General features: G+C 63.5%; 22 protein-coding genes and 1 tRNA gene. 9 read left to right on the plus strand and 14 right to left on the minus strand.

The genetic code is table 11. The annotated features are described in order from the left end of the window. The first annotated feature begins 13 nt into the window (after positions 1–13). Complete coding sequence (locus LY632_RS10235) at positions 14–1003, plus strand: cupin-like domain-containing protein (protein ID WP_234091039.1); 990 nt, start codon at positions 14–16, stop codon at positions 1001–1003. A 1-nt stretch (position 1004) separates the two neighbouring features. Here the strand turns inward: LY632_RS10235 and LY632_RS10240 are convergent, their stop codons facing one another. From LY632_RS10240 to LY632_RS10250, 3 genes are read right to left on the minus strand one after another with little or no spacing between them, the layout of a single operon-like run. Next, a complete protein-coding gene (locus LY632_RS10240; protein WP_234091040.1) occupies positions 1005–2456 on the minus strand; it encodes a tryptophan 7-halogenase in 1452 nt (483 codons plus the stop codon). Continuing rightward, positions 2453–3976: a tryptophan halogenase family protein gene (locus LY632_RS10245; RefSeq protein WP_234091041.1), complete on the minus strand. Its 1524-nt coding sequence runs from the start codon at positions 3974–3976 to the stop codon at positions 2453–2455. The genes LY632_RS10240 and LY632_RS10245 overlap by 4 nt, the downstream gene beginning before the upstream one ends. 16 nt (positions 3977–3992) lie before the next feature. Beyond that, the gene (locus LY632_RS10250) at positions 3993–5384 is read right to left on the minus strand and encodes a sugar porter family MFS transporter (RefSeq protein ID WP_234093218.1); all 1392 of its coding nucleotides are present in this window, start codon (positions 5382–5384) and stop codon (positions 3993–3995) included. A 155-nt stretch (positions 5385–5539) separates the two neighbouring features. Here LY632_RS10250 and LY632_RS10255 point away from each other — a divergent pair, with 155 nt between their 5' ends. Then, a complete protein-coding gene (locus LY632_RS10255; protein ID WP_234091042.1) occupies positions 5540–7102 on the plus strand; it encodes an aldehyde dehydrogenase (NADP(+)) in 1563 nt (520 codons plus the stop codon). Between the two features lie 24 nt (positions 7103–7126). Here the strand turns inward: LY632_RS10255 and LY632_RS10260 are convergent. From LY632_RS10260 to LY632_RS10280, 5 genes are all read right to left on the minus strand, one after another. After that, positions 7127–7203: transfer RNA gene (locus LY632_RS10260), tRNA-Met, on the minus strand. Between the two features lie 94 nt (positions 7204–7297). Further along, a complete protein-coding gene (locus tag LY632_RS10265) occupies positions 7298–7834 on the minus strand; it encodes a 2'-5' RNA ligase family protein (protein WP_234091043.1) in 537 nt (178 codons plus the stop codon). Positions 7835–7928: 94 nt separating this feature from the next. Continuing rightward, entirely contained in the window at positions 7929–8897 is a 969-nt protein-coding gene (mltG, locus tag LY632_RS10270) for an endolytic transglycosylase MltG (protein ID WP_234091044.1), read from the minus strand. After that, entirely contained in the window at positions 8897–10156 is a 1260-nt protein-coding gene (gene fabF / locus LY632_RS10275; RefSeq protein WP_234091045.1) for a beta-ketoacyl-ACP synthase II, read from the minus strand. Before fabF ends, mltG begins: the two co-directional genes overlap by 1 nt. Positions 10157–10292: 136 nt before the next feature. Further along, a complete protein-coding gene (locus LY632_RS10280; protein WP_120717626.1) occupies positions 10293–10529 on the minus strand; it encodes an acyl carrier protein in 237 nt (78 codons plus the stop codon). Positions 10530–10691: 162 nt separating this feature from the next. Here LY632_RS10280 and LY632_RS10285 point away from each other — a divergent pair, with 162 nt between their 5' ends. Continuing rightward, positions 10692–11123 carry a PA2169 family four-helix-bundle protein gene (locus tag LY632_RS10285; protein WP_234091046.1) on the plus strand — a complete coding sequence of 144 codons (432 nt, stop codon included), beginning with the start codon at positions 10692–10694 and terminating at the stop codon, positions 11121–11123. A gap of 65 nt (positions 11124–11188) precedes the next feature. On the opposite strand, the gene aspS is transcribed toward LY632_RS10285, so the two are convergent. Continuing rightward, a complete protein-coding gene (gene aspS, locus LY632_RS10290) occupies positions 11189–12979 on the minus strand; it encodes an aspartate--tRNA ligase (RefSeq protein WP_234091047.1) in 1791 nt (596 codons plus the stop codon). 186 nt (positions 12980–13165) lie between these two features. Between aspS and rnd the strand changes: the two genes are divergently transcribed. Continuing rightward, positions 13166–14362, plus strand: a complete 1197-nt coding sequence (gene rnd, locus LY632_RS10295; protein ID WP_234091048.1) for a ribonuclease D — start codon at positions 13166–13168, stop codon at positions 14360–14362. Between the two features lie 59 nt (positions 14363–14421). Here rnd and LY632_RS10300 read toward each other — a convergent pair whose 3' ends face one another. Both LY632_RS10300 and LY632_RS10305 read right to left on the minus strand, forming a co-directional pair. Next, a complete protein-coding gene (locus LY632_RS10300; RefSeq protein ID WP_234091049.1) occupies positions 14422–15486 on the minus strand; it encodes a PepSY domain-containing protein in 1065 nt (354 codons plus the stop codon). Further along, positions 15486–17621: a TonB-dependent receptor gene (locus tag LY632_RS10305; RefSeq protein WP_234091050.1), complete on the minus strand. Its 2136-nt coding sequence runs from the start codon at positions 17619–17621 to the stop codon at positions 15486–15488. Before LY632_RS10305 ends, LY632_RS10300 begins: the two co-directional genes overlap by 1 nt. Before the next feature lie 158 nt (positions 17622–17779). Between LY632_RS10305 and LY632_RS10310 the strand changes: the two genes are divergently transcribed. Together LY632_RS10310 and LY632_RS10315 are read left to right on the plus strand one after the other, a co-directional pair. Next, positions 17780–18676 (plus strand): hydrogen peroxide-inducible genes activator, encoded by an 897-nt coding sequence (locus tag LY632_RS10310; protein WP_234091051.1) that lies wholly within the window; start codon positions 17780–17782, stop codon positions 18674–18676. Between the two features lie 99 nt (positions 18677–18775). Then, positions 18776–19111, plus strand: a complete 336-nt coding sequence (locus LY632_RS10315; protein ID WP_234091052.1) for a PilZ domain-containing protein — start codon at positions 18776–18778, stop codon at positions 19109–19111. Between the two features lie 12 nt (positions 19112–19123). On the opposite strand, the gene pgsA is transcribed toward LY632_RS10315, so the two are convergent. After that, positions 19124–19732 carry a CDP-diacylglycerol--glycerol-3-phosphate 3-phosphatidyltransferase gene (gene pgsA, locus LY632_RS10320; RefSeq protein ID WP_234091053.1) on the minus strand — a complete coding sequence of 203 codons (609 nt, stop codon included), beginning with the start codon at positions 19730–19732 and terminating at the stop codon, positions 19124–19126. Between the two features lie 121 nt (positions 19733–19853). On the opposite strand from pgsA, the gene LY632_RS10325 reads away from it, so the two are divergent. After that, the gene (locus LY632_RS10325; protein ID WP_234091054.1) at positions 19854–21158 is read left to right on the plus strand and encodes an MFS transporter; all 1305 of its coding nucleotides are present in this window, start codon (positions 19854–19856) and stop codon (positions 21156–21158) included. Here LY632_RS10325 and LY632_RS10330 read toward each other — a convergent pair whose 3' ends face one another. Continuing rightward, a complete protein-coding gene (locus LY632_RS10330; RefSeq protein WP_234091055.1) occupies positions 21159–21377 on the minus strand; it encodes a hypothetical protein in 219 nt (72 codons plus the stop codon). A gap of 148 nt (positions 21378–21525) precedes the next feature. Between LY632_RS10330 and LY632_RS10335 the strand changes: the two genes are divergently transcribed. After that, positions 21526–23187: a thiamine pyrophosphate-binding protein gene (locus tag LY632_RS10335; RefSeq protein ID WP_234091056.1), complete on the plus strand. Its 1662-nt coding sequence runs from the start codon at positions 21526–21528 to the stop codon at positions 23185–23187. A 10-nt stretch (positions 23188–23197) separates the two neighbouring features. On the opposite strand, the gene LY632_RS10340 is transcribed toward LY632_RS10335, so the two are convergent. Then, on the minus strand, positions 23198–23608 hold the full coding sequence (locus LY632_RS10340) for an EVE domain-containing protein (protein ID WP_234091057.1): 411 nt from the start codon (positions 23606–23608) through the stop codon (positions 23198–23200). Between the two features lie 163 nt (positions 23609–23771). Between LY632_RS10340 and LY632_RS10345 the strand changes: the two genes are divergently transcribed. Continuing rightward, on the plus strand, positions 23772–25433 hold the full coding sequence (locus tag LY632_RS10345; protein WP_234091058.1) for a bifunctional diguanylate cyclase/phosphodiesterase: 1662 nt from the start codon (positions 23772–23774) through the stop codon (positions 25431–25433). Positions 25434–25454 lie beyond the last annotated feature (21 nt).

The raw sequence follows: 25454 nt of genomic DNA on the forward strand, positions 1-25454 counted from the left end.
CGCTCCCGCGCCGATGAACGAAGCCCCGGGTCCGGTCGATCCGGAGACTTTCGAGGCCATCCGCACTGCTGGTCGACCGATAGTCCTGCGCCGCCAGATCGCGGACTGGCCCGCAGTCGCCGCTGCGCAAGGGGGCGATGCGGCAATGGTTGCCTACCTGACTCGCGAGCCGACTGCGCGGCCCGTTGCAGCCATCGCCGCGGCGCCCACGGAAAAGGGCAGGTTCTTCTACACCCCCGATCTGACCCGGCTCAATTTCGTCCGCGGCAGTGGCCGCCTTGAGAGCTTTCTGGAAGACCTGCTGGGTGTCGCGACCATACCCGATCCTCCCGCCATGGCGGTGCAATCGGAGGATATCTCCAGCCTCATTCCCGGTTTCGCTCGCGAAAATCGTCTCGGGCTTCTGCCCGATGTCTCGGCCAAGATCTGGATCGGCAACCGTATCCGGGTCGGGACACATTACGATGCCAAGGAGAACGTCGCGTGCTGTGTGGCCGGGCGCCGCCGCTTCACGATCTATCCGCCGGACCAGATTGCCGGACTTTACCCGGGCCCCTTCGAACTGACCCCCGCGGGCATCCCGGTCAGCATGGTCGATCCGATGGCGCCCGATCTCGAAAAATATCCGCGCTTTGCCGAGGCCGCTCGTCATGCCCAGGTCGCGACACTCGAGCCGGGCGATGCGCTCTATATCCCCTATGGCTGGTGGCACGGAGTGGAATCGCTCGATCCCGTCAGCATCTTGGTCAATTACTGGTGGACACCGGGGCAGCCCGACGGGATCGCCAGCCCTTACGAAGGATTGCTGCACGCGCTCATGGCGTTCCGGCATTTGCCCGAGGATCAGCGCGCGATGTGGAAGGTGATGCTCGACTATTACGTCTTCGAAACAGCCGGCGACCCCTCAGCGCATCTGCCCGAGCACGCCAAGGGAATCCTCGGCCCTCCCACGCCCCGGCGCTTTGCACAGATGCGCGAAGCTATCCGGCAGGCGCTGCGCTAGCCTATAGCACCGAGCCGAGCCACTGCCTGTACAGCGGAGCAAAACCGACGGCTTGCTGCGACCGGGCGGCAAACTCGGCTCTCGCCCTGTCCTCCGATGCCGGGTCGGCGGCTTGCGCAGCGGTCGACAGGCCCGGCGTGAAGCCCAGCGCCACCATGAGGGCGAATTGCTCTTGCAGTGCCAGCGGGCTTTCTTCGCGGAAAGGAATGCGTCCGCGCCTGGCAAACTGGTCGAGCACCTCCGCCAGCCTTCCGGGCAACGGCAATTCACCGAACATTGCCCGCCCGAGCGGCGAGGCGAAATGCAGCGCAAGAACCTCGTGCACGCCCTCCATCATCAGCACCGAACGGCGGTTGTACTCCGCTCGCTCGAGCGGTTCGATGCTTTGGCCGGGAAGCATGTCCAGCAGCAGCGCCAGTTGGCGATGGGCGAGGTCCAGGTGATAGGGTCCGAGCGGTTCGAACCGCGCCGCCGCATCGCCCAGCGCCACAACATTGCCGAGCCATGGCCGCGCCGCCCTTCCCGGTACCAGCGAAACCACCGCAGCGGCCGGGCAACCCAGTTGCGACAGCGCTGCGCTGCGATCCATTCCAGCAGGTGCGCCGAAGGTCCGATAGAGCCCGTCGCGCCCGGCGATTTCGGTCAGCCAGCCGCCCGGTACGAGCGTCACCCGGTCTTCCAGCACAGCCATGGGCGCGCCGGGCTGGCCGAGATAGACCTGCCGCGTGGGCAGCGTCGCCGACCAGTCGACCGGATCGAATTCGGGATGCGAGGCGAGCAGGCTAGCCTGGGGGCCGCTGCAATCGACAAACAGATCGGCTTCGATCTGCCCCTGCCCGGCAATGCCCACCCCGCGAACCAGACCGTCGGCGCCCACATCGACATTCTCGATCGCGCCCTCGATGTAGTTCACGCCGAGCGCTTGCGCCTGCTCGACCAGCAAGGCGCGATAGGCACCGGGGTTCCAGCGCAGCGCGTAGTCGACGTCCGAAATCGGGGTCAGCTGGTCAGGCGGTGGCGGCGCGAACCTGCCTGCATTGGCAAGGGCTTCGGCCAGCGAGCCGGTCGGTCGCGCTCCGCCGCTGTGTTGCCGTCCGCCGCCCCAATCGCGGACAAAGGCGGTCTTGAGCGCGGGGTCGAGCGTTTCGCCATAGGACAGCACTCCGCCCTGCCCCTCCCCACCCCACCCGATCAGGCGCGTGACGAGCCGGTGGCTGCCCCCGGCGCGAAGGACGAGGGCGCCTTCGTCGATCCCCAGCCGGTCGTGCAGCTTGTTCGTAAACGGTAGCGCCGTGGGTGACCTGTCTGCGAACGACGCCGGCGAAGGTGCCTGTGCGATGACGACCACCTGGCACCCCGGTAACGCGCGCCCGAGCGCCACAGCTGCCAGCACGCCCAGCTGTCCGCCGCCCGCAATGACGATACGGCGCAAGGGCTCGCGCGGATTGCTCACGCCGCCTCGGCGATGCGAGCCGCCTCGCGGGTGAGGTAATCCACGTGGCGCGGCATAGTGGCGACTTCCTGCCGGATCGCGTTGGTCAGGCCCCTCGCCGCCCGCGCCAATTGCTGCGGATTACCCAGCGCCGGGCGCGGATCATACGCTTCGGGCAGCATTCCCTGCCCGACATACACCGCGATCCAGCTGGCATCGTAAAACAGCCCGTCGGAGTACTTCTCGATCCGCCCGGCCTTGCGCCACAGCTCCAGCTTATCGGCCAGACTGTCGGGGACGGTCATGGTGCGAACGTGGTTCCAGAACTCGGAATCGTCGCGGGTGGTGGCGTGGTAATGCAGGATGAGGAAATCGCGCACCCGGTCGTATTCCATGTCGACCAGCCGGTTGAACTCGTCGCGGTCGCGCGGGTCGATGGCGCCGCCCAGCGGAAACAGTTCAATCAGATAGGTGATTGCCATCTGCGCGAGATAGATCGACGTGGATTCAAGCGGTTCGAGGAAACCGCTCGCCAGCCCGACACCGATGACATTGTGGCTCCAGGATTGCTTGCGCCGACCAGGACGGAAACGCAGGATGCGTGGATCGGCCAGCGGCTCGCCTTCGGCAGCGGCACGGATTGCATCGCACGCCGCCTCCTCGCTCAGATGCGCGCTGGAGAAGACATAGCCATTGCCCATGCGGTGCTGCAGCGGGATCTGCCAGCGCCATCCGGCGGGCATGGCCGTGGCGGTGGTATAGGGGCGAAGATCCTCGGTCGCGTGGGTGCAGGGCATCGCGGCAGCGCGGTCGCAGGGCAGCCAGTGGCTCCAGTCCTCCCAGTCGACATCGAGTTCCTGGCCCAGCAGGATGGAACGGAAACCCGAGCAATCGACGAACAGGTTGCCCTCGATCCGCCGCCCGTCCTGCAGCACCAACGCGGTGACTTCGCCACTCTCGCCGTCGCGCTCGACCGAGGTGACGATCCCCTCGTGCCGTTCGACGCCGATCCCGATGCCGAACTCGCGCACGAACGGCCCGAACAGCGTCGCGTCGAACTGGTAGGCATAGCCGTAAGTCGACGCGAGCGTGTCATCCTGTGCCGGGGGCTTGAACCGGTTGGCCAGCGCCGCCTGCACCGCCAGCGAGTAATCGCCCAGCGGGCCGCCCAGTCCATGCCGCTGCAACTCCAGCCAGTAGTGATGGAACCCGACCCCGTGCAGCTCCTCGCCGAAGGAACCGAAGGGGTGAATGAAGCTCTCGCCGATGCGGCCGAAATCGCGGAAGTCGATCCCCAACTTGAAGGTTGCGTGGGTCGCCTTCATGAAACTGGCTTCGTCGATGCCGAGCTTTTCGACGAAGCCGCGGATATGCGGCAACGTCGCCTCGCCCACTCCGACAATGCCGATATCCTCGCTCTCGACCAGCTGAACGCTGGCGAGACCGGGCAGCAGCTTCGCAATCCCGGCCGCCGTCATCCAGCCCGCCGTGCCGCCGCCCAGGACGACGACACGGAAAGACGTGGGACGATCTTCGCTCATTCCATGAAGCCCGCGCTCAACCTTCCATTTCCTCAAGCTCCTTGCCCTTGGTTTCGACGATGAAACGCTGGACCAGGAAGAAGCTGATGACCGCGCAGACGGCATAGAAGCTGTAGCTGGCGGCAAGGCCGATCCCGGCGGCCATCACCGGGAAGCTCTGGGCGATGAGGTAGTTGGCGAACCACTGGAAGAAACCGGCCACCGCCAGTGCCGAACCACGGATCTGGTTGGGGAACATCTCGGCCAGCATGACCCACATCACCGGACCCCAGCTGACGTTGAAGAAGATGACATAGAGGTTCGCCGCCACCACCGCGATGGTCCCGAGCGATGGCGACAGGACAAGGTTGCCCGCCGCGTCGAGTCCGCCCTGGCTAAAGACATAGACCATCACGAACAGCGTTGCCGCCATCCCGGCCGAACCGATCAGGAGCAAGGGCTTGCGCCCGATCTTGTCGATCACGGCGATGGTGATGAAACAGGCGGCGATCGACACCGCGCCGGAAACGATGTTGATCAGCAGGCTGTCGTTTTCGGTAAAGCCGGCCAATTGCCACAGCGTCGCGCCGTAGTAGAAAATGACATTGATGCCGACGAGCTGCTGGAACACCGCCAGCATGATCCCGACCCACACGATCGGCCGCATCCCGAGGAATCCCTTGGTCCCGGCCGGGGCGAGCACATCGCTCAGGCGCGGACGGTGATCGAGAGAGAAGCTGTCGCCGATTTCCTTGAGCTTGGCCTTGGCTTCAGCTTCCCCGAACAGCCGGGTCAGCACGCTACCAGCCTCTACGTTGCGCCCCTTCGAGACGAGGTAACGCGGGCTCTCCGGAATGAAGAACAGCGCCACCAGGAACACCGCCGCCGGGACTGCCTGCATCAGGTACATCCAGCGCCAGGCCTCGATCCCGCCCCAAAACGCGGCGGTTGAATCGCCTGCCGCTGCAGCGAGGAAGTAGTTGACGAGGAAGGCCAGCGTCAGGCCGGTGATGATCATGATCTGCTGGACCGTGGTCATCCGCCCGCGAATGTTGGCAGGGGCAACTTCGGCGATATAGGCAGGCGACAGCACGCTCGCCGCGCCGACCGCTATGCCTCCGGCCAGACGGGCGATAACGAACAGCATGTGGTCCGCGGTCAGCCCCTGGACCAACGCGCCGACAAGGAACAGCACCGCGGCAATCCGCATGACATTGCGCCGCCCCATCTGGTCCGCCAGTGTGCCGGCGAAAAAGGCGCCGATGAAGCAGCCGATCAGCAGTGACCCGACGGTAAAGCCAAGCCCGCCTTCACTCAAGGCAAAGGCCGCCTTGAGGCCAGGCTGGGTGCCGTTGACGGCCCCGCTATCGTAACCAAACAGCAAACCGCCAATCGTTGCGACCGCCACGATTGCCGAAATCAGGGCCATGTTCTGGCCGCCACGCGTGTTGTCCACTTCCGCTCTCCCCCTGGTCGCAAGGTTGCAACCATCCACTTTTATGGTAGCGCTACCTTTCACCGAATTCGGCGCAAAGGCAAGGGGCCTTTTCGCATCTTGAACAGCCACGTGGAAAGGAAAATCGGATGCTGCACGGCAAGAACCTTGTTGCAGGTGAATGGCGCGAGGGGGCAGGAAACTATCTCGCCAAGGCAGCGGCAGACGGGCGCCAGCTTGATCCCCCCTTCCAGCAGGCAACACCGGACGATGTCGCCGACGCCTGCGCCGCTGCTGCTGCAGCCCAGCCCGTCTATGCCGCCTTGCCCCTGTCCGAGCGGGCCGCCTTCCTGCGCCTGGCCGCCGACAAGATCGACGCCCTGGGCGATTCGCTGACCCAGCGCGCCATGCTCGAAAGCGGCCTTGCCGAAGCGCGCCTCACTGGCGAACGCGGCCGCACCGTGGGACAGCTTCGCCTGTTCGCGGGCGAGGTCGAGAACGGCGCATGGCAAGGCCTCCGGATCGACCACGCCGATCCGGCTCGCAACCCGCCAAAGCCGGATTTGCGGATGCGCAGGATTCCGCTCGGCCCGGTGGCGGTGTTCGGCGCGAGCAATTTCCCCCTCGCCTTCTCGGTCGCAGGTGGCGACACCGCCTCCGCGCTCGCGGCGGGTTGCTGTGTGGTGGTGAAGGGTCATCCCGCCCACCCCGGAACCTCGGAACTGGTAGCCGGCGCTATCGCTGAAGCAATCAAGGAGGCGGGCCTGCCCGGCGGCGTCTTCTCCCTGCTTGGCGGGACCGATTACGAACTGGGTGAGGCATTGGTAAAAGACCCGCGCATTGCCGCCGTCGGCTTCACCGGTTCGCGCGCGGGAGGCCTGGCACTGATGCAGCACGCTGCTTCACGCCCCGTCCCGATCCCGGTTTATGCCGAGATGAGCAGCATCAATCCGGTCGTCCTGATGCCGGCCCGGCTCGGTGGCGCGGCCGAGGAGTTGGCGACAGCCTATGTCGCCTCGCTCTCACTCGGTGCGGGTCAGTTCTGCACCAATCCGGGCATCGTGCTGGCGGCGGAAGGTGAAGCGCTCGATCGATTCCTCGAATCCACCGCCGCAGCGCTGGCACCGCTCCCCGCACAGACCATGCTGACGGCCGGTATCCATGCCGCTTTCGACAGCGGCACGGCAATGCTTGCCTCCCTCACCGGTGCGCAACTGGTGGGCTTGGGCAGCGAACCGAACGAAAGGTGCGGCCGCGCACAGGTCTATGCCGTCAGCGGCGCGGACTTTCGCCGCGATGCGGCGTTCCAACAAGAGATTTTCGGCCCAAGCTCGATCGTCGTGTGCTGCGCCGATCTCGCGGAGATCGCCGAGATCCTGCAAGCCATGGAGGGCCAGTTGACAGTGACCTTGCACATGGACACCGCCGACCATGCAGAAGCCGCCATACTGCTTCCGATCCTCGAACAGCGCGCCGGACGTATCATCGCCAATGGCTGGCCGACCGGCGTCGAAGTGACACACGCGATGGTTCATGGCGGCCCCTTCCCGGCGACCTCCGATGGCCGTTCGACCTCGGTCGGTACGCTCGCCATCGACAGATTCCTGCGCCCGGTAAGCTACCAGGACATGCCAGCGGCACTTTTACCCGAGGTCTTGCTCGACGGGAAAAGCCCGGTCGTGCGGCGGGTCGACGGCACATTTGTCTGTTGAGAAGGCCGCGCGAACGCCAGGCCATGGTAGCGGAGGAGGGACTCGAACCCCCGACACGCGGATTATGATTCCGCTGCTCTAACCACCTGAGCTACTCCGCCGTACCAAAGTCGCCCTTGGAGGCATCTGCCAGGCGCATCGACCCTCGGCAGGCGGCGCATTTAGGGCCGGGAATTGCCCCGGTCAACCCGCCATTCAGGCCTTTTCTCGGCCCCGGAAGGCGAAGTCGCCAATATGCAGCCACGGGCCGCCCATGTAGCGGTGCAGACCGAACCCCCGGAAGGCAAATCGGCGGGGTTCGATGTTGCTTGCGAGCGACGCCAGCAGCGCCTTGGCCTCAGCCGGTGACACCCTGTTCTGGATTGTGACATGCAGCCGTGGACGGTGCTGATCCTGTGCGGTGAGCAGGCCGTGCAGATGATCCGCTATCGCCTCCCGCAAGCGCAGGATACCGGGACTCTCGAGCTTGAGCGCTGTCCCGCGTCCCAGCGACATCAGACCGACAAGTTCGGCATCCACCGGCGCGAATGCGGCAGCGAGCCGCTTTAGCACTCCTGCCACCTCCGCCTCGCAATGTGCGGGGATGGCATGAAACACCGTTACATGCGCTTCGAGGTGGTTCCGCTCCGGCGGGAAATGCCGCGTTCGCAGCGCGGTTGCCCACGCGTGCATGTCCTTTGGCAGCAATGCTGTAAGGATCAGCGGAGCACCCTGTCCCGCCGCGCCGCTCACATCTCGCCCCGCTGGCGGCTTCATTTGTTACCAAGCGCCGAGGACCGCCAGTATGGGCCCGACACGCCGTTCATCCAGGCAGGTAGATGCGCAATTACATCTCGCCCCGCTGGCGGCGCAGCTCGTACCATTCGGCGACATTGGCGTTGTGCTCTTCCAGCGTGTCAGCGAACTTGTGCCCGCCAGTGCCGTCCGCGACCATATAGAGCGCGCTGGTGCTGTCCGGATCGAGCACGGCGGCAATGGACTCGCGCCCCGGATTGGTGATCGGGCCCTTGGGCAGGCCGAGCATCGAATAGGTGTTGTAGTCGTTGATCGCGCGCAGTTCCGACTGGCGGATACGGCGGCCAAGCGGCTTGCCCTTGGTGATCGGGTAGATGACGGTCGGGTCGGCTTGCAGCAGCATTCCCGTCTTCACCCGGTTGGAATAGAGGCCAGCGACCATGCGGCGTTCGGACGGCTTGCCGGTCTCCTTCTCGACAATCGAGGCGAGGATCACCGCGTCCCGGATATTGTCGACAGCGATGCCCGGTTTGCGCTTGGGCCAGGCCTCGGCGAGATAATTGCGCATCGCCGCCTGCATCCGCGCCAGCACGGCGGTGCGGTTCTCGCCGCGCTCGAAGGAATAGGTATCGGGCAGGATCGAGCCCTCTTCCGGCACCGGAATCTCACCGGTCAGCAGGTCTTCCGCCATCAGCCTTTCATAGACCAGTATCGAAGGCATCCCTTCGGGAATGGTAATGAAACGATTGATGGTCTCGCCATTCTGGAACATCGACAGGATCGATGCCGGGCTGGCACCGGCAGGCAGCGCGAACTCACCGGCCTGGATGGCATCGCCCCCGCCGAGGATCTTGGCCCGCAGCAGGAACGCCTCGGCAGAACCGATAATCCCTTCCTCTTCCAGCTTCTGTGCCACTGCCGTCAGGCTGGAGCCCTGCGGGACGATAAAGCTGGTATCCTGCTCGAGCGAGCTCTCGCCATACCAGCCGGCGGCGAACCAGCCTCCCGCGCCGAGCACCATCAGGGCAGCGGCGGCCAGCAGCCAGCCAAACGCGCGCATCAGTCGACCTTCTGCATCACCAGCGAGGCATTGGTCCCGCCGAAGCCGAAGCTGTTGTTGAGCACGGCACGGACTTCACGGCTCTTGGCCTTGAGCGGGACAAGGTCGACACCTTCGGTGCCTACGTCGGGATTGTGCAGGTTGAGCGTCGGTGGCACGATCTGGTCGCGCATGGCGAGCAGGCAGAAGATCGCCTCGACCGCGCCTGCACCGCCCAGCAAGTGGCCGATGGCGGACTTGGTGCTGCTCATCGACGCTCCGCCCAGGTCATTGCCCAGCACGCGCTTCACTGCGGCGAGTTCGATGGTGTCGGCCATGGTCGAGGTGCCATGGGCGTTGACGTAGTCGATGTCGGCCGGCTTCAGCCCCGCCTTGCGCAGCGCCATTTCCATGGCCAGCTGCGCGCCCAGCCCGTCGGGATGCGGCGCAGTGACGTGATAGGCATCGCCCGACAGGCCATAGCCGGTCACTTCGCCATAGATCTTCGCTCCGCGCGCCTTGGCCCGCTCGTATTCCTCCAGCACCACCACGCCCGCGCCCTCGCCCATGACGAAGCCATCGCGGTCCTTGTCATAGGGGCGGCTGGCTTCGGTCGGCCGGTCGTTCATGCTCATGTTGAGCGCCCGCGCCTGCGCGAAACCGGCGATGCCGAGCGGATTGACGGTGCTTTCCGCCCCGCCCGCCAGCATCACATCGGCATCATCCATGGCGATCATGCGCGCGGCGTCACCGATCGAGTGCGCGCCGGTGGAGCAGGCGGTCACCACGGCGTGATTGGGGCCCATGAAGCCGTATTTGATGGTGACCTGGCCGGTGATCAGGTTGATCAGGCGGCCGTGGACGAAGTGCGGCGAGACACGGCCCGGGCCGCGCTCGTGCAGAACAATCGACTCGCTCTCGATACCGGGCAGCCCGCCGATGCCCGACCCGATCGAGGCACCGGTGCGGCGCTTCTCGGCCTCGGACATGTCGGTCAGACCGGCGTCTTCGAGCGCCTGGCCGGCGGCGTCGATACCATAGACGATGAAGGGATCGACCTGGCGCTGGATCTTGTGATCGACGCGCTTGTCGGGATCGAAGCCCCACGGGTGGTCCTTGCCCTTCACTTCGCAAGCGATGGTGCACTTCTGGTCGGAAGCATCGAAGCGGGTGATCTGGCCCGCACCGCTTTCCCCGGCGAGCAGGTTCTTCCACGTCGTCTCGACATCACCGCCGAGCGGGGTGACGAGACCGATACCGGTGACAACTACGCGGCGCATGCAATTCTCCAAAACGCAAAACAGGCTCAACCCCGTTCGGGCTGAGCCTGTCGAAGCCCTGTTCTTGCTTCTTGCGCTAGGTCAAAAAGAAGGACTGCCCTTCGACAAGCTCAGGGCGAACGGGCGGCGGGGCTGCTTAGCCCTTGTGCTCTTCAATGTATTTGGTCGCATCGCCGACGGTCGAGATCTTCTCGGCCGCATCGTCGGGGATTTCGACGCCGAATTCTTCTTCGAAAGCCATCACCAGTTCGACGATGTCGAGGCTGTCTGCGCCCAGATCGTCGATGAAGCTGGCTTCCTGGGTGACCTTGTCGGCCTCGACGCCAAGATGCTCGACGACGATCTTCTGCACGCGTTCAGCGGTATCGCTCATTCTGTGTCCCTCTGTTTGGTGGGGTTTGTATGTTGGGTTTTGCCCTAATGAACGCAAGTGGGATAGGCAAGAGGCGACAATCGACCCGCAAGGGAGAATTTCCGGACCCGGATGCCGGCTGGTGCATTGACCAGACATCACCCCCCCACACGGAGATGCCCCATGGCCAGTACCACGTTCAAATCCCTCACCGACACCGTTTTCGACTCCCTCGAAGGCTATCGCAAGGCCGCCGAAAAGGCCGATAACCCGCATCTCAAGCAGGCGCTGATGAGCCGCCTCGAACGGCGCAGCCAGACGCTCGAGGCGATGAATGCCGAATTGCAGCGACAAGGCGACACGCTGGTAACCGAGGGAACCGTGTCGGGCGAACTGCACCGCATGTGGTTGACCATCACCGACATGTTCGAACGCGGCGACGAAGCGGCGGCCGAGCGGGTCGAAGGCGGCGAGACCTATCTGAAGAGCAAGTTCGACGCGGCGCTCGAAGGCGACAGCCTCTCGGCGGAAGAGCGCGTCGTGACCCGGCGATGCTATGACGAAGTATGCGAAGGCGTGCGGTTCGGCACGGCCATCGAGGCCCAGTTCGACTAGGCGCGAAGTCGCGCTCGGAAGGGCGCGGGAATGGAACGAGTCCGTCCCGCGCCCTCCGTTCCCCGTCAGGCTTCGGCCTTCTTAGGCGGTTCGACCACGCGCAGGTGCAGCTCGCGCAGCTGCTTCGGTTCCGGCAGGCTGGGCGCGCCCATCAACAGGTCTTCGGCCTTCTGGTTCATCGGGAACAATGTGATTTCGCGCAGGTTCTGCGCGCCGCACAGCAGCATTACGATGCGATCGACGCCTGCGGCCATCCCGCCGTGCGGCGGCGCGCCGTACTGGAAGGCGCGGTACATCCCGCCGAAGCGTTCGATCACGTCGTCCTTGCTGAGGCCGACGATCTCGAACGCCTTGACCATCGTTTCGGGCTTGTGGTTGCGGATCGAGCCCGAGGCGAGTTCGTAGCCGTTGCAGACGAGGTCGTACTGATACGCCTTGATCGTCAGCGGATCCTGCCCTTCCAGCGCTTCCATCCCGCCCTGCGGCATGGAGAAGGGGTTGTGGCTGAAATCGACCTTCTTCTCGTCCTCGTTCCATTCGTAGAACGGGAAATCGACGATCCAGGCGAATTCGAAGCGGTCCTGGTCGATGAGGTCCAGCTGCTCACCTACGCGGATGCGAGCGGCGCCCGCGAGCTTCCCCGCGTCGGCTTCCTTGCCGGCAGCGAAGAACAGGCCATCGTTCTCGCCCAGCCCCAGTTCGGCATAGAGCGCTTCCATGCCTTCGGTGCCGTGGTTCTTGGCGATGGGACCGCCGAACTCGCCACCCTTCCGGGTGACGTAGCCGAGGCCGGCGAAGCCTTCCTTGCGTGCCCAGTCGTTCATGTCGTCGAAGAACTTGCGGCTCTTCTCATGCGTACCGGGTGCCGGGATCGCGCGCACCACCCCGCCGCCGCCGACGATCTTCTCGAACAGGCCGAAGCCCGAGGTCTTGAAGTGCTGCGACACGTCGGTGATCACCAGCGGGTTGCGCAGGTCGGGCTTGTCGGTGCCGTACTTCAGCATCGCTTCGGCATAGGGGATGCGCGGGAAGCTGCCTGCGGGCGTCACATGCTTGCCCTCGGCAAAGGCTTCGAAGGTCCCGGCGATGACCGGCTCCATCGTGTCCCACACTTCCTCCTGCGTGACGAAGCTCATTTCAAGGTCGAGCTGGTAGAACTCGCCCGGCAGCCGGTCGGCGCGCGGGTCCTCGTCGCGGAAGCAGGGGGCGATCTGGAAATAGCGGTCGAAGCCGCTCACCATCAGCAGCTGCTTGTAGATCTGCGGCGCCTGCGGCAGCGCGTAGAACTTGCCCGAATGGATGCGGCTGGGCACGAGGAAGTCGCGCGCGCCCTCTGGCGAAGACGCCGTCAGGATCGGGGTCGAGAACTCGTTGAAGCCGACCTCGGCCATGCGGCGACGCAGGTCCGCCACCACCGCGACGCGGGTCATGATGTTGCGGTGCAGCGTTTCGCGCCGCAGGTCGAGGAAGCGGTAGGTGAGGCGAATGTCCTCGGGATAGGGCTGCTCGTCGGCGACCGGCAACGGCAATTCCTCCGCCGCGCTCTGGACGGTGACGGCCTTGGCGAAGACCTCGATCGCGCCGGTCGGCAGGTTCGCGTTGACCGTGCCCTCGGCCCGCGCCTTGACCACGCCGTCGATGGTGACGACGCTTTCCGCGCGCAGCTTCTCCAGCACCGGCAATGCCGGCGAGTCGCTGTCGGCCACGATCTGTGTCAGGCCGTAATGGTCGCGCAGGTCGATGAAGAGCACCCCGCCGTGATCGCGCTTGCGGTGGATCCAGCCCGAAAGGCGGACCGTTTCGCCGACTTCTGCCGTCGTCAGCGCTGCGCAGTTGTGGGTACGATAGGCGTGCATCTAAAATCTTTCCATTTTCGGAGCTATGAGGCTAAGGGCGCGCGCGTTCGCGAGCATGGTGAGCCGAGTGGCCCCCTAGCCGGAATTCGCGCGCGCTAACAGGGGATGCACCGCAGTTTGTCAAGTGCGGCGCCTTCCCGGGAATACTCCCGAGTTGCGGTACTCCGCACACCTAAGAAAAGACACATGAAGATACACGAACTGATTACCGATACCGAAACGCTCCGCCAGCTTTGCGAGCGGCTCGCCAAATCCGACTTCGTCTGCGTCGATACGGAGTTCATGCGCGAGAACACCTACTGGCCCGAACTCTGCCTGATCCAGATCGGCAACCAAGAGGAAGCCGCGGCGGTCGATCCGCTCGCGCCCGGCATCGACCTCGCCCCGCTGTGGGAGCTGATGTGCAACAATGAGGACGTGCTCAAGGTCTTCCACGCCGGTGGGCAGGACGTCGAGATCGTCTACAACTTCACGGGCAAGACCCCGCACCCGATCTTCGACACCCAGATCGCGATGATGGCGATCAGCCAGTCCGAACAGATCGGCTATGCCAATCTGGTCGAAACCTGGCTGGGGCTGACGATCGACAAGGGCGCGCGCTTCACCGACTGGAGCCGCCGTCCGCTGACCGATCGGCAGATCGAATATGCCATCGGTGACGTGACCCATCTCGCCGACATCTTCCCGCGCATCCTCAAGAAGTTGGTGAAGACCGGACGCGGCGCGTGGCTCGATGCCGAGATGGAAAAGCTCGCCGACCCGGAAAACTACGCCAACAACGCCGATGTCGCCTGGCGCCGTATCCGCTCACCCGGGCGCAATCCGGCGGTGCTCGGCCGGCTCAAGTCCCTCGCCGCCTGGCGTGAGGCCGAAGCGCAGCACAAGAATATCCCGCGCGGCCGCATCGTCCGCGACGAGACGCTGGCCGATATCGCCAGCCACCCGCCCAAGAAGCAGGCCGATCTCGCCAAGGTCCGCGGCCTCAGCCAGGCCTGGCGCGACAACGACATCGGCAAGCGGCTGATGAAGGCCATCGAGAAGGCCGAGCCGCTGCCGAAGGAGGAAATGCCCGAGAAGACCGGCCATGGCGCGCCGCTGGGCAAGGAAGGCGCGTTGGTGGCGGATCTGCTCAAGCTGCTGCTCAAGATTCGCGCCCGCGAAATCGACATCGCCGCCCGCCTGCTGACCCGCGCCGACGAAATGGAAGCCCTCGCCGCCGGCGTACGCGACCTGCCGATCCTGCAAGGCTGGCGCTACGAAATCTTCGGCAAGGACGCGCTGGAACTGGTCGAAGGCAAGCTTGCCTTCGCGGTCAAGAACGGCAAGCTGACGATGACGCATGTCGATGACATGGCAGGCGTGCTGGGGGAAGCGGCGGAGTAGTCGATCTCTGCAGGTAGGGACCCCAAGAGCTGCGCGACTGCCGGTCCGGCCATCGAGGGTCAGCTGGCTGCGCGCGGAATTACTTGGCGGGGTCGAACCCTGGCCCGCCAGAAACTCCAGCTGGCAAGCAAGCCCAGCATAGTTAGAGCCACGCCTGCAAAAGTCATCGCGAGGCGCCAAAGCAGCCCCCCGACTTTCGCGGCATGGATCGGATAGAACTTCTCCACGACTGCGGAAGCGGTGTCTCCCACAGCCGGATCCTTTACCGCCACCACTTTTCCATTGGCAGGATCAAGCCAGACATAGCTGCGACCGTTGGGGGTCCATTCGAATTCCTGACGGTAGCGTAAGGTTACAGGAGCGCCGGGTTCTGCAGGCATGGTGAGACGCCGGGGCTCGGCACCGGGAAATATCCCGGCGGCGTTGCTCATGATGATTGACCAATCAGTGGAGCCATCGACTTTCTGCAGGCCCGAAGGGAGGCCAGGGTCGGTATCGCTCGTTGCGAGCGGAGCCAGAACAAGGTCCGAAATCGCCGGAAAGACCATCATGGTCCCCGTCGCAGCAGCAAGGATCAACAGCGGGGAAGCAACGACACCGAGATCGCGATGGTGTCGTACGATCGCGCTCTGGGTATAGCGCGCGGGCCAGACGCGAAACCGAAAGGTTTTGCGGGTCCGCCACCAAAGGACAATTCCCGTCAGGCAGAAAGCCAGCAGCAATATGCCGAGTATCCCCGTCACCACCTTTCCGGCTTCACCCAGCAGGAGATAATGATGCAGCTCGAACAACCACAACTCGGGCCTTTCCCACAGGCTCGCCCATCGTTCGATCACTCGTCCGTCCTGCGCAATATAGGCGCCGCTACCATCGCTGTAGATCGCCTGGTGCAGACCAATCTCGTCCCCCGCGAAAGTGATGCGCGAGAGCTCGCTTCCCTGTTCGGTGGCTACAGAGACCGCTCGGGCAAGCGACTGTGGATCGACGGATGCGGTGCTGCCCGCGCCTTCGAGCAGTATCCAGCTGTCTTCCCATAACAGGACGGTACCGGTTAGACCGATGACAGCCAGCAGGATGCCGACCACGCCTCCCGTCCAGCGGTGCAGCTGGGAAAGAAAAGCCATCAGAATTCGCCGCGCCAGCCAATGGTGAATGTGCGGCCTCGCCCAGCAAAAAAGCGGCTGGCATCGGTAACCCGGACCGTATCGCTGTCGTAGGTGATATAGAACTCGTCGGTCAGGTTCTGCGCCGCCAGCGCGATCTCGCCGAATTGGGTGCGATAGGAAAGGAAGGCATCGAGCAGGGTATAACCTTCGAAATCGGTCGCGGTGGAGGCATCGTTGAATTCGCGCTCGAGATAGAAGCGTGCCTGCGCCCGGGCGCTGAACCGGCCGCTGCTGTATTCGGCAGCGAGATTGACCCGGTCCGGTGAAATATTGGCTCCGTCGAGATCCTCGTCGATCAGGCCATCGGCATCGCCATCGGTGCGGCCGGTGAGCGCCGCAAAGCCGCCGCTGAGAGCCAGGCCGGGTATCGGCGTCTGCCAGTCTATGCTCGCTTCGACACCTTCGATTTCGATCGGCTGGCGCTCGACCTCGAATACGCCGTTGCGCAAGACCAGCAAAGAACCGAAATCGCTCGAAGACCAGAAGTAACTCGCCGACGCACTAAGCGTTCCCCGATCCCATTCGAGGCCTAGCTCGCGGTTGTTGGATATGACCGGCTCGAGCGACAGGAAGTCATCCACATCGACTCCGGCCTGGGTGATGCCGCGGAGGATACGCCCGACATCGGCAATCGTGAAACCCTCGGCATAGCTGGCGTAGGCGCGCAGGCCATCGAGCGGCTCGACAATGATGCCGCCGTTCGACAACACGTCTTCGAACGAAGGCGATCCCCCGGCAACGCTGACCGGACCGTAACTTGCCAAGGTGGTGAAATCGCCGACATTGAGTTCGACATTCTCATACCGCAAACCCCCGGCAATCCTGACGAGCCCATCGGCCAAGGCGAGATTGCCTTGCAGGAACGGCGCCAGGCTGCGGAAATTGCTGCGCGGAACCCATACCCGGCCGGTCTGGACCAGTGACTGCTCGGTGCGGTCGAACAGTGCGTCGAAACCGACAGTGAGGACCAGGTCTTCGAACCCGGGCAGAGCGCGTTCATAGCTGACCTTCCCCCCCAACTTGCGCGACTGGTTGGCCGACTGGTCGAACAGCCTGCCACTGGGGTCAATCGCGGGATCCTGGAACACGCCGAAAACACCGCCTCCGAACACGTCGTCGGTGCGGCTGTAGAAGCCTTGCAGGACAAAGGTTCCCCCACCAAGGTCTTCGTCGATGAGCGAGGCCGAGACCAGTTCGGCGGTGTTCGAAGGAGGCGCGCCCGGGGTTTCCCCGCGAATGCTTGAAGCGGGCACGCCAGTCGCGCGATTGCCCGGGACCAGGATGTAATTGGCATTGCCTTCCAGCTCGAACCGGTTGGCCACAAGTTCCAGCCGGGCCCCGCCAGGCAACTCATAGCCCAGGCGCGCGAAGACAGACCAGCTGTCACTGTCCTGGATTTCGCCTTGAGTTCCGTCGACACCGATCCGGCTGCCCGTGCCATCGAAGAAAGCACCTCGCCGCTCGACCGTGGCTCCGAAACTGGCGTCAAAGGGGCCCGAGCGATAGCCGAGCAGAGCGCCCGCCTTGGCGCCGATACCCTCACCGGCGAAGCCGTCCGGTAACGTCGTTTGCAGCAATGTTCGCACTGTAGCGCCGTCATTCTTGGGAGCGCCGACGGTCACCTGGTTCACCACACCACCTGTCGCGCCGATCCCCTGCAAAGCATTGGAGCCGTAGATCACTTCGACCCGGTCGATGAAGAAAGGATCGATGGTATAGCCGTCCCTGGAACCGTCGCGAACGGGGGTCGACTGCGGGATGCCGTTGATCGCGTAGAGCGGCGAGCGACCACGAAGGCTCTCGCCGGCACCGGAAAGCTTCTCGCGGGTGGGCGAAAATGACGGGAGAAGCGCGGAAACCGCATCTACCGTTGAACCGGAGATCAGCAATTGACGCTCCAGCGCCTCGCTGTCGATCACGTCGACGGTCAGGGGCAAAGCACTTGCCGGGAGTTGGGTCCGGGTCGCGGTGACGACAATGGTCTCTCCATCAACGCCAACCTGCTCTCGATCGGCCTCGTCCCCGGAGGTCGATTGGGCAACGGCGGGTGACACAGCGACAAGCGCGAATGCGCTGGCGAAATAGCGAAACATGACGGCTCCTTCTGGATTCGAAGGCGTCCCAATTAATGCTATTGCGACTAATTCGCAATAGCATTAATTGGGTTCGGTCTTCGTTGCGCGAGCAATCGGTTCGTAAGGGAGCACATTCCCTTCCCGCCCCCACTCAAACCCGCTAGGTCTCGACAACGATGTCCACCTACCTCCCCACCATCAAGCAGTTGCAGTATCTCGTCGCGCTGCACGAGCATGGGCATTTCGGGCGAGCGGCGGAGGCTTCGTTCGTGTCGCAGTCGACGCTTTCGGCGGGGATCCGCGAGCTGGAATCGCTGCTCGGCGTGACGCTGGTCGAGCGGTCCCGCCGGGTGGTGCGGTTTACGCCGCTGGGCAACCAAGTGGTGGAGAAGGCCCACCGGCTGCTGCGCGAGGCGGAGGAACTGTCGGATCTAGTCCAGGCCGCAGGCAAACCGCTCTCCGGGACGCTGCGCATGAGCGTCATCCCGACCATCGCGCCGTTCCTGCTGCCGCGCATCCTGCCGCGGCTGCGCAGGGAACGGCCCGAGCTCAAGCTGTTCCTGCGTGAGGAAACCAGCCATGATGCGGTCGAATCGCTCCATCACGGCCGGGTCGATTGCGTGCTGCTCGCCCTGCCCTTCGCCACGGGGGAGGTGGAGATGGAGCATATTGCCGACGACGAGTTGCTGGTCGCCTTCCCCAAGGACGATCCGCGCGATCCCCCGGCGATCATCAAGCCCAACATGATCGATGAAGGCCGCCTGCTGCTCCTGGAGGATGGGCATTGCCTCAAGGAACACGCCCTCGCCGCCTGCAACCGTCCCGAACTGCGCGGTAGCGCGACGATGATCGGAACCTCGCTGCATACGCTGGTGCAGATGGTCGATAATGGTCTTGGCCTCACCATGCTGCCACAGATGGCGCTCGATGCGGGGATCCTTAACGGCACTCATGTCGTCGCGCGTCCGCTCAAGTCGGCTGCCGCGACTCGCGAGATCGCGCTGATCTGGCGCAAGAACTCTCCACGGGCAGACGAGTTCAAGCTGCTCGCTGCGGAGCTACGCGCAGGGTAACGGGCCGATACTTGCTCGATTGGGAGCGTTCACGAAATTTTTGTGAATTTGCAACATAGGGGTAGCCCCTAGTGTCACAACAACGAGAAGTCACTGGCCATGCGTTCTTTCAACCGGTTCTCGACCGACGAAGAAATCGACATCAGGATCGACGGCGAGCGTGATGTCGCAACTCTCTACAACCTGTCTTGCGGCGGCTGCATGATCGAACTGCGCAATCCTGCCGCGCGCGAAGGCACGCCGGTTGAGGTCAATTTGCGCGACATGGTTACGGCGCAGGGCCGCGTCGTGTGGCAAATCGATGGCAAATGCGGAATCAGGTTCGGCACGCCGGTGCACCATAAATTCGTGCAGATGCTGGGCTACACCTCGGCCACGGAAGGCTTCGACGCGGAGGATCCGCGCGACCGTTTCGGACTGCCGCTGTTGGGGTAATCTGCGTCAGCGTCAGTCCATGTGCTTGAGGCCGACGCGCAGGTAATCCCAGCCGGTGATGACTGTCAGGACGGCCGCGCCCCACAGGCTCGCCAGCCCGACGAGGTGGATCCACTGGTCCGCCAGCGTGCCGCAATCGGCTGCGACCGAGTGACACGGCACCCCGTGCACCGCCCCTCCTAGGATCAGCGCGCCCAGGCTAAGCAACTGGAAGGTCGTCTTCCACTTGGCGAGCTTCGACACAGGCACCGAAACCTTCAGCGGACCGAGGAATTCGCGCAGGCCCGAGACCGCTATCTCGCGGATCAGAATGATCAGCCCGGCAATCACATGAAGGTCGCCAACATAGGGCCCGCGCAGGAAGCCTTGCGCGGTCAGCACCAGGATGACCGAAGCGACCATGATCTTGTCCGCAATCGGATCGAGGAACTGGCCCAGCTTGGACACGGTCCCCTGCGCCCGAGCCAGATACCCGTCGAGATAGTCGGTGATCCCGATCAAGCTGTAGAGCACGAAGCCGATCGCGTAACCCAGCCGCCAGTCCGGCCACCACAGGAAGAACGCAAGCAGCGGCACCGCCAAGATACGCGACAGGGTGAGGATGTTAGGCAAGGTCAGCATCGCCCGCATCCCTAGCGCACGCGGCTTCGCGGAAAAAGCGCCAGCAAGTGACTATCCCTCGCCAAATTGTCGCTCTAGAGAAAGGCGAGCTGCGGCTTGCCCGCGCCGCCCAGGGGAATCCATGACATCGCTCGACCTGTTGCGCAGCCGCAAGTTCCTGCCGCTGTTCGTCACGCAACTGCTCAATGCTTTCAACGACAACCTCTACAAGAACGCGATGGTGCTGTTTGTTGTCTACAGCATCTACAATTCGGAAGCGGCCGAGGGCGCGTTTAGCGGGATCGCTTCGGGCGTGTTCATCCTGCCCTTCTTCATCCTTTCCGCGCTCGCCGGGCAACTGGCCGACATGCGCGACAAGGCCAAGATCATACGCATCATAAAGTTCTGCGAAATCCTGATCATGGTTGTCGGCTCAGCCGGGCTGGTCATGGCGTGGGAAGGCATCGCAGTGCACAGCTTCGCCATTCCGCTCTTGCTGGTGGCGCTGTTCGCCATGGGAGTCCATTCGACCTTCTTCGGCCCGATCAAATACGCCATCCTGCCCCAACATTTGCCGCGCGAATCCGTATTGGCGGGGACCGGTTGGGTCGAAGCCGGGACTTATATCGCCATCCTCGCCGGGACGATCATCGCCGGGTGGATCTCGGTCGAAGCGGCAGCGGTTGGGATCGTCCTCACGGCAATCATCGGTTGGCTCACCAGCCTGACCGTTCCTCCCGCCCCTCCGCAAGGAGAGGTCGAGCCGCTCGACTGGCACATACTGCGCGCCTCGGTGAAGTTAGTGCGAGAGACCATGAAAATTCGCCAGGTCTGGCTTGCCATCCTGTCGATCAGCTTCTTCTGGTCGATCGGCACAGTGCTGTTTGTTCAGTTCTTCCCGCTGGCCAAGAACGTCATCGTCGCCAGCAAGGAGGTCGCCAGCCTCTTCCTGGTTGTGTTCTCGGTCGGGGTCGCGATCGGTTCAGTGGTTGTCAACCGGCTGCTCAAGGGGGTTGTCTCGGCCCGCTATTCGCCGGCCTCCGTGATCGTGATGGGACTGTTCGTTGTCATCTTCTATGTGCTTTGCAAGATCTGGCAGACGGACGCTCCAACCGATCTGCTCACCGTCCGCGAGTTCATCGCTTGGCCGATGGCCAATGTGCTGCTGCTGTGCCTGCTGGGAATCGCCATCTCCGGGGGCATGTTCGTGGTACCGCTTTATGCCTTCCTCACGACGCGAGTGGCACCCGACAAGACGTCGCGCACTATCGCCGCAAACAACATCGTCAATTCGGGCGCAATGGTGCTGGGATCATTGATCGTGATGGGGATGAGCGTGGCAGGTGTGCCGGTGACCGAGCAACTGCTCTTCACCGGCAGCATGTGCCTGGTCTCGGCATGGCTCGGCGGCTTGTTGCACAAGGCCGAATTGAGTGACCCGGCCTGATCAGAGCAAGAAGACGAGCGCCGCCGCAAGGCTCGCGAAGTATGCGCTGGCAAAGCCGCGGATGTCTTCGCGCGTCACGACCCATGCCGCGCGCAGCGGCTTGTCCGGAGCTTCGCTGCGGACATGCGGCGGCAGCGAGACAAGGAAGGGATGGCGAGCGCCCTCATCGGTGAGGACGAGCGACCGGCGACGCGACTTGGCAATTGTTATTGTGCTCATGGTGGGATGTTAACGAATTGGTAACCAATTCGCTCCCCTGTATTTCAATGTGTAACATCGCGGGACGTTAAGGCTGTCCGTTCATCACGAGGGGGGTGGAAAACTCACCCCGTTGTCGGGCCTTGGCAGGGGCGCTAGAGGCGCACATATGAGCCAATCGCGAACCCCAGATGCCGCCCGCCTGCTGGTCGAATGTCTTGTCGAACAAGGCTGTGACCGCATCTTCACCGTACCGGGCGAAAGCTTCCTGCAAGTGCTGGATGGCCTGCACGGGCAGGCCGATATCGATGTCATCACTTGCCGCCAGGAAGGCGGGGTAAGCTTCATGGCCTGCGCAGACGGGGCAATGACCGGACGGCCCGGCGTGGGCTTCGTCACCCGCGGACCAGGCGCAACGAACGCCACCATCGGCGTTCACGTCGCTTTGCAGGATTCGCAGCCGATGGTCCTGTTCGTCGGCGACGTGGCGCGCGACATGAAGGACCGCGAGGGGTTCCAGGAGGTCGATTTCCCGGCCTTCTTCGGCCCCATCGCCAAATGGGCAGCCAAGATCGACAATGCCGAACGGATCCCGGAATACGTCGCTAGGGCGTGGTCGGTGGCAATGTCAGGGCGACCCGGCCCGGTGGTCCTGGCGTTACCGGAAGACATGCTATCGGACGCAACCGAGGCCAAGCCGCGCCCCCAGGTCGTGCGCCCGGCCCAGCCGCCCTGTCCCGACGCGATGCAGGCCATGCTGGCAATGATCGGCGATGCGGCGTCGCCTGTAGCCATCATCGGCGGAGCGGGATGGAATGCCAAGGCTCGCGATCACTTCCAGAGCTTCGCCGAGCGGATCGGGCTGCCGGTCGCGACGGCTTTCCGCCGTCAGGATGCCATTTCACCGCGCTCGCCGGTCTATGCCGGGAACCTCGGCTACGGGCCCAATCCGAAGCTGGTCGAACGGATCAAGCAAGCCGACCTGATTCTAGCAGTCGGTGCACGGCTGGGTGAAGCGACCACCGATGGCTACACCATCGTCACCCCTGACCATCCCGAACAGCAACTGATCCATATCCACCCCGATCCGAACGAACTCGGCCGGGTGTATCGGACCGACCTCGCGATCTGCGCCGACATGGCCGAATTTTCGGAGGCGGCCGACCTGTGGGAAGACAGTGCGGTAATCCCCTTCGATGCCGGGGCAGAGGCGCATGCCGAATGGCTCGCATGGTCGAAGGCCAAGCCGGCGGACTGGCCGCTCGATCTCGCCAGTTGCGTCGCCTTCATGCGCGAGACCCTGCCGCCCGATACGATGATCTGCAACGGCGCGGGCAATTTCGGCGGCTGGTGGCATCGCTATTGGCAATATGACGGCTATCCGACGCAGCTCGCTCCGACCTGCGGCGCTATGGGTTATGGCGTGCCCGCAGCCATCGCCGCCGCGCGGCGCTTCCCGGATCGCACCGTTGTCGCGGTTGCTGGCGACGGTGATTTCATGATGAACGGGCAGGAGCTGGCGACCGCCGTCCAGTTCGGCGTCGACCTGCTGGTCATCGTGGTCGACAACGGCGCCTACGGCACCATCCGCATGCACCAGGAGCGCGAGTTTCCGGCCCGCATATCGGCCACCGAGCTCAAGAATCCGGATTTTGCGGCCTTGGCCAAGGCTTATGGCGGCTGGTCAGCGCGAGCGGAGACAACCGAGCAGTTCAAGGTGGCGCTGGTCGAGGCAAAGGCCACCAAGGGGCTCCGCCTAATCCATTGTCTGATCGATGTCGAACAACTTGCCGCAAGCGGTGCGACCGTAAGCGGGTTGCGCAACCGCTAGCCTCAACGTTTTATTCTCCGGCCATCTCGAGGATGATCCTCCACTCCTCCGGCCGGATCTCGGCGACCGACAGGCGCGAAAGCTTGATCAGTTCGATGTCGGCGAGGCGCGGCTCGGCTTTGATCTGCTTGAGCGTAACAGGCTGCTTGAGCTTGCGAACGGGCTTCACTTTGACCGCGTTCCACTTCTGCTCTGGGTCGGTCGGGTCCATGATGCCCGCCACGCTGACTTCGCAGATGCCGACGATCTCCAGCCCTTCGCGCGAGTGGTAGAAGAAGCACTTGTCACCCACCTCCATCGCCGCGAGGTTGTTGCGCGCACGGTAGTTGCGGACGCCGTCCCAAGTGCCTTCCTGCTCGGCCACAAGATCGTCCCAGCTGTACTTGAATGGTTCCGATTTCATCAGCCAGTAACGCGCCATGATGGGCTTTCTCCTTGCTTCCCGGGGATTTGGCACCCCACCGCAGGCAGGGTCAAACAGGGTTTTCGCGCGGTAAACAGGCAATTTACCCAATTTTCAACCGGACTGGTCATAAGCAGCATGCACTTTCCCCCGCGACGGGGAAGCAGACAGCCGGGGGCTCATGGTCGAACTGCGTGGCAAGAAGAAAGACGGGCTGGAAAATACCCGTCGCGATGTCGTGGCTTTGGGGATCGCCATTGCTGCGATCATTATGTTCGTCGGTACCGGCAGCGCGGTGCTGCCACAGATCATCCGCCAGTGGACCACCGGGACCGCCAACGGGCCCGACATGGTGCTCAACAATGCCCTGCTGCTGAACATTGCCCTCATCATCTTCGGCTGGCGCCGCTATCGCGAACTGCGCGCCGAGATCGATACCCGCCGCGAAGCCGAAGAACGTGCCCGCCAGCTGGCAGAAATCGATCCGTTGACCGGTTGCCACAACCGCCGCAGCGCAACCCATGAGACTGACCGCGCTATCGCCCGCACCCAGCGCGAGAGCAAGGCCATTGCCTTCATCATGGTCGACCTCGACAATTTCAAGCAGGTCAATGACCTCAACGGACATCAGGCTGGCGACGAGGTGCTGGTCCGGGCGGCAGAGCGGATGAGCGCGCTGTTGCCGCGCGATGCCCTGCTGGCTCGCTTGGGCGGCGATGAATTCGCGGTGGTCTATCCCTATGAACGGAACTCGCCCGACCATGTCGAGCAGTTCGTTTCCCGCCTGATCGACAGCGTCGCGGCCCCCATGACGATCCAGGGGCAACAGATCGAAATTACCTTGTCGATCGGCGTGTCCTCCGGTCTTTCCGGCCGCCACGGCGAACGCAGCGAAGTCGATGCCCAGATGCTGATGCACCAGGCCGACATCGCGATGTACCACGCCAAGCGCCAGGGCAAGAACCGCTATTACTGGTTCGAAGAAACCATGGAAAACGAGCTGCGTTTCCGCAACCAGCTCGAAACCGGCATCCGCCTCGGCATCGGGAAGAACGAGTTCGTGCCTCATTACGAACAGCAGGTGGATATCAACACCGGCCGCCTGATGGGTTTCGAAATGCTGGCACGGTGGAATTCGCCGCGGCTGGGCATGGTCAGCCCGGAGATATTCATCCCTGTGGCCGAAGAAATCGGCGTCATCGGCGAGCTGTCGGAAAGTCTCATGCGGCAAGCTTTCAGCGACGCCAAGGAATGGCACCCGTCGCTGACCATCTCGGTCAACATCTCGCCGGTCCAGCTGCGCGATCCGTGGTTCTCGCAGAAGATCCTCAAGCTGCTGCTAGAATGCAATTTCCCGCCGCAGCGGCTCGATATCGAAATCACCGAGAGCTGCCTGCACGAGAATGTCGGCGTCGTCCGCTCGATGATCACCAGCCTCAAGAACCAGGGCGTGAAGATCAGCCTCGACGATTTCGGCACCGGCTATTCCTCGCTCGCCCAGCTGCGTTCGCTACCGTTCGACCGGATCAAGATCGACCGCAGCTTCGTAAGTGAGCTCAAGGAAGAAGACGCCAATTCCCAGATCGTCGCTGCGATCATCGCGTTGGGGGCGGGGCTCGACATGCCCATCACCGCCGAAGGAATCGAAGACAGCACCATCCTCGAAACGCTAAAGACCATGGGTGAAATGAAGGGCCAGGGCTATCACTATGGCCGCCCCGAATGCGCCGCCGACGTGCGCAAGCGGCTTGAGCGCGAAGGCCTGCTGGTCGCTCGTCCGGATACGACCGACGACGCTGCCAGGGGCAATGCGGTAGCCGAAGAGGCGCGCAAGACCGCCTAACTTCGCATCCGCGGCCCCTTT

Source organism: Erythrobacter sp. SDW2 (assembly GCF_021431965.1).
GTDB lineage: Bacteria > Pseudomonadota > Alphaproteobacteria > Sphingomonadales > Sphingomonadaceae > Parerythrobacter.

Excerpts from the sequence above, each read along its gene's own strand:
- LY632_RS10245 (WP_234091041.1), bottom strand. The coding sequence starts at position 3,976 with ATGAGCGAAGATCGTCCCACGTCTTTCCGTGTCGTCGTCCTGGGCGGC.
- LY632_RS10310 (WP_234091051.1), top strand. The coding sequence starts at position 17,780 with ATGTCCACCTACCTCCCCACCATCAAGCAGTTGCAGTATCTCGTCGCG.
- aspS (WP_234091047.1), bottom strand. The coding sequence starts at position 12,979 with ATGCACGCCTATCGTACCCACAACTGCGCAGCGCTGACGACGGCAGAA.
- LY632_RS10300 (WP_234091049.1), bottom strand. The coding sequence starts at position 15,486 with ATGGCTTTTCTTTCCCAGCTGCACCGCTGGACGGGAGGCGTGGTCGGC.
- LY632_RS10340 (WP_234091057.1), bottom strand. The coding sequence starts at position 23,608 with ATGGCGCGTTACTGGCTGATGAAATCGGAACCATTCAAGTACAGCTGG.
- LY632_RS10255 (WP_234091042.1), top strand. The coding sequence starts at position 5,540 with ATGCTGCACGGCAAGAACCTTGTTGCAGGTGAATGGCGCGAGGGGGCA.
- LY632_RS10345 (WP_234091058.1), top strand. The coding sequence starts at position 23,772 with ATGGTCGAACTGCGTGGCAAGAAGAAAGACGGGCTGGAAAATACCCGT.
- LY632_RS10285 (WP_234091046.1), top strand. The coding sequence starts at position 10,692 with ATGGCCAGTACCACGTTCAAATCCCTCACCGACACCGTTTTCGACTCC.
- rnd (WP_234091048.1), top strand. The coding sequence starts at position 13,166 with ATGAAGATACACGAACTGATTACCGATACCGAAACGCTCCGCCAGCTT.
- pgsA (WP_234091053.1), bottom strand. The coding sequence starts at position 19,732 with ATGCTGACCTTGCCTAACATCCTCACCCTGTCGCGTATCTTGGCGGTG.
- mltG (WP_234091044.1), bottom strand. The coding sequence starts at position 8,897 with ATGCGCGCGTTTGGCTGGCTGCTGGCCGCCGCTGCCCTGATGGTGCTC.
- LY632_RS10250 (WP_234093218.1), bottom strand. The coding sequence starts at position 5,384 with ATGGCCCTGATTTCGGCAATCGTGGCGGTCGCAACGATTGGCGGTTTG.
- fabF (WP_234091045.1), bottom strand. The coding sequence starts at position 10,156 with ATGCGCCGCGTAGTTGTCACCGGTATCGGTCTCGTCACCCCGCTCGGC.
- LY632_RS10325 (WP_234091054.1), top strand. The coding sequence starts at position 19,854 with ATGACATCGCTCGACCTGTTGCGCAGCCGCAAGTTCCTGCCGCTGTTC.
- LY632_RS10330 (WP_234091055.1), bottom strand. The coding sequence starts at position 21,377 with ATGAGCACAATAACAATTGCCAAGTCGCGTCGCCGGTCGCTCGTCCTC.
- LY632_RS10315 (WP_234091052.1), top strand. The coding sequence starts at position 18,776 with ATGCGTTCTTTCAACCGGTTCTCGACCGACGAAGAAATCGACATCAGG.
- LY632_RS10335 (WP_234091056.1), top strand. The coding sequence starts at position 21,526 with ATGAGCCAATCGCGAACCCCAGATGCCGCCCGCCTGCTGGTCGAATGT.
- LY632_RS10305 (WP_234091050.1), bottom strand. The coding sequence starts at position 17,621 with ATGTTTCGCTATTTCGCCAGCGCATTCGCGCTTGTCGCTGTGTCACCC.
- LY632_RS10280 (WP_120717626.1), bottom strand. The coding sequence starts at position 10,529 with ATGAGCGATACCGCTGAACGCGTGCAGAAGATCGTCGTCGAGCATCTT.
- LY632_RS10235 (WP_234091039.1), top strand. The coding sequence starts at position 14 with ATGAACGAAGCCCCGGGTCCGGTCGATCCGGAGACTTTCGAGGCCATC.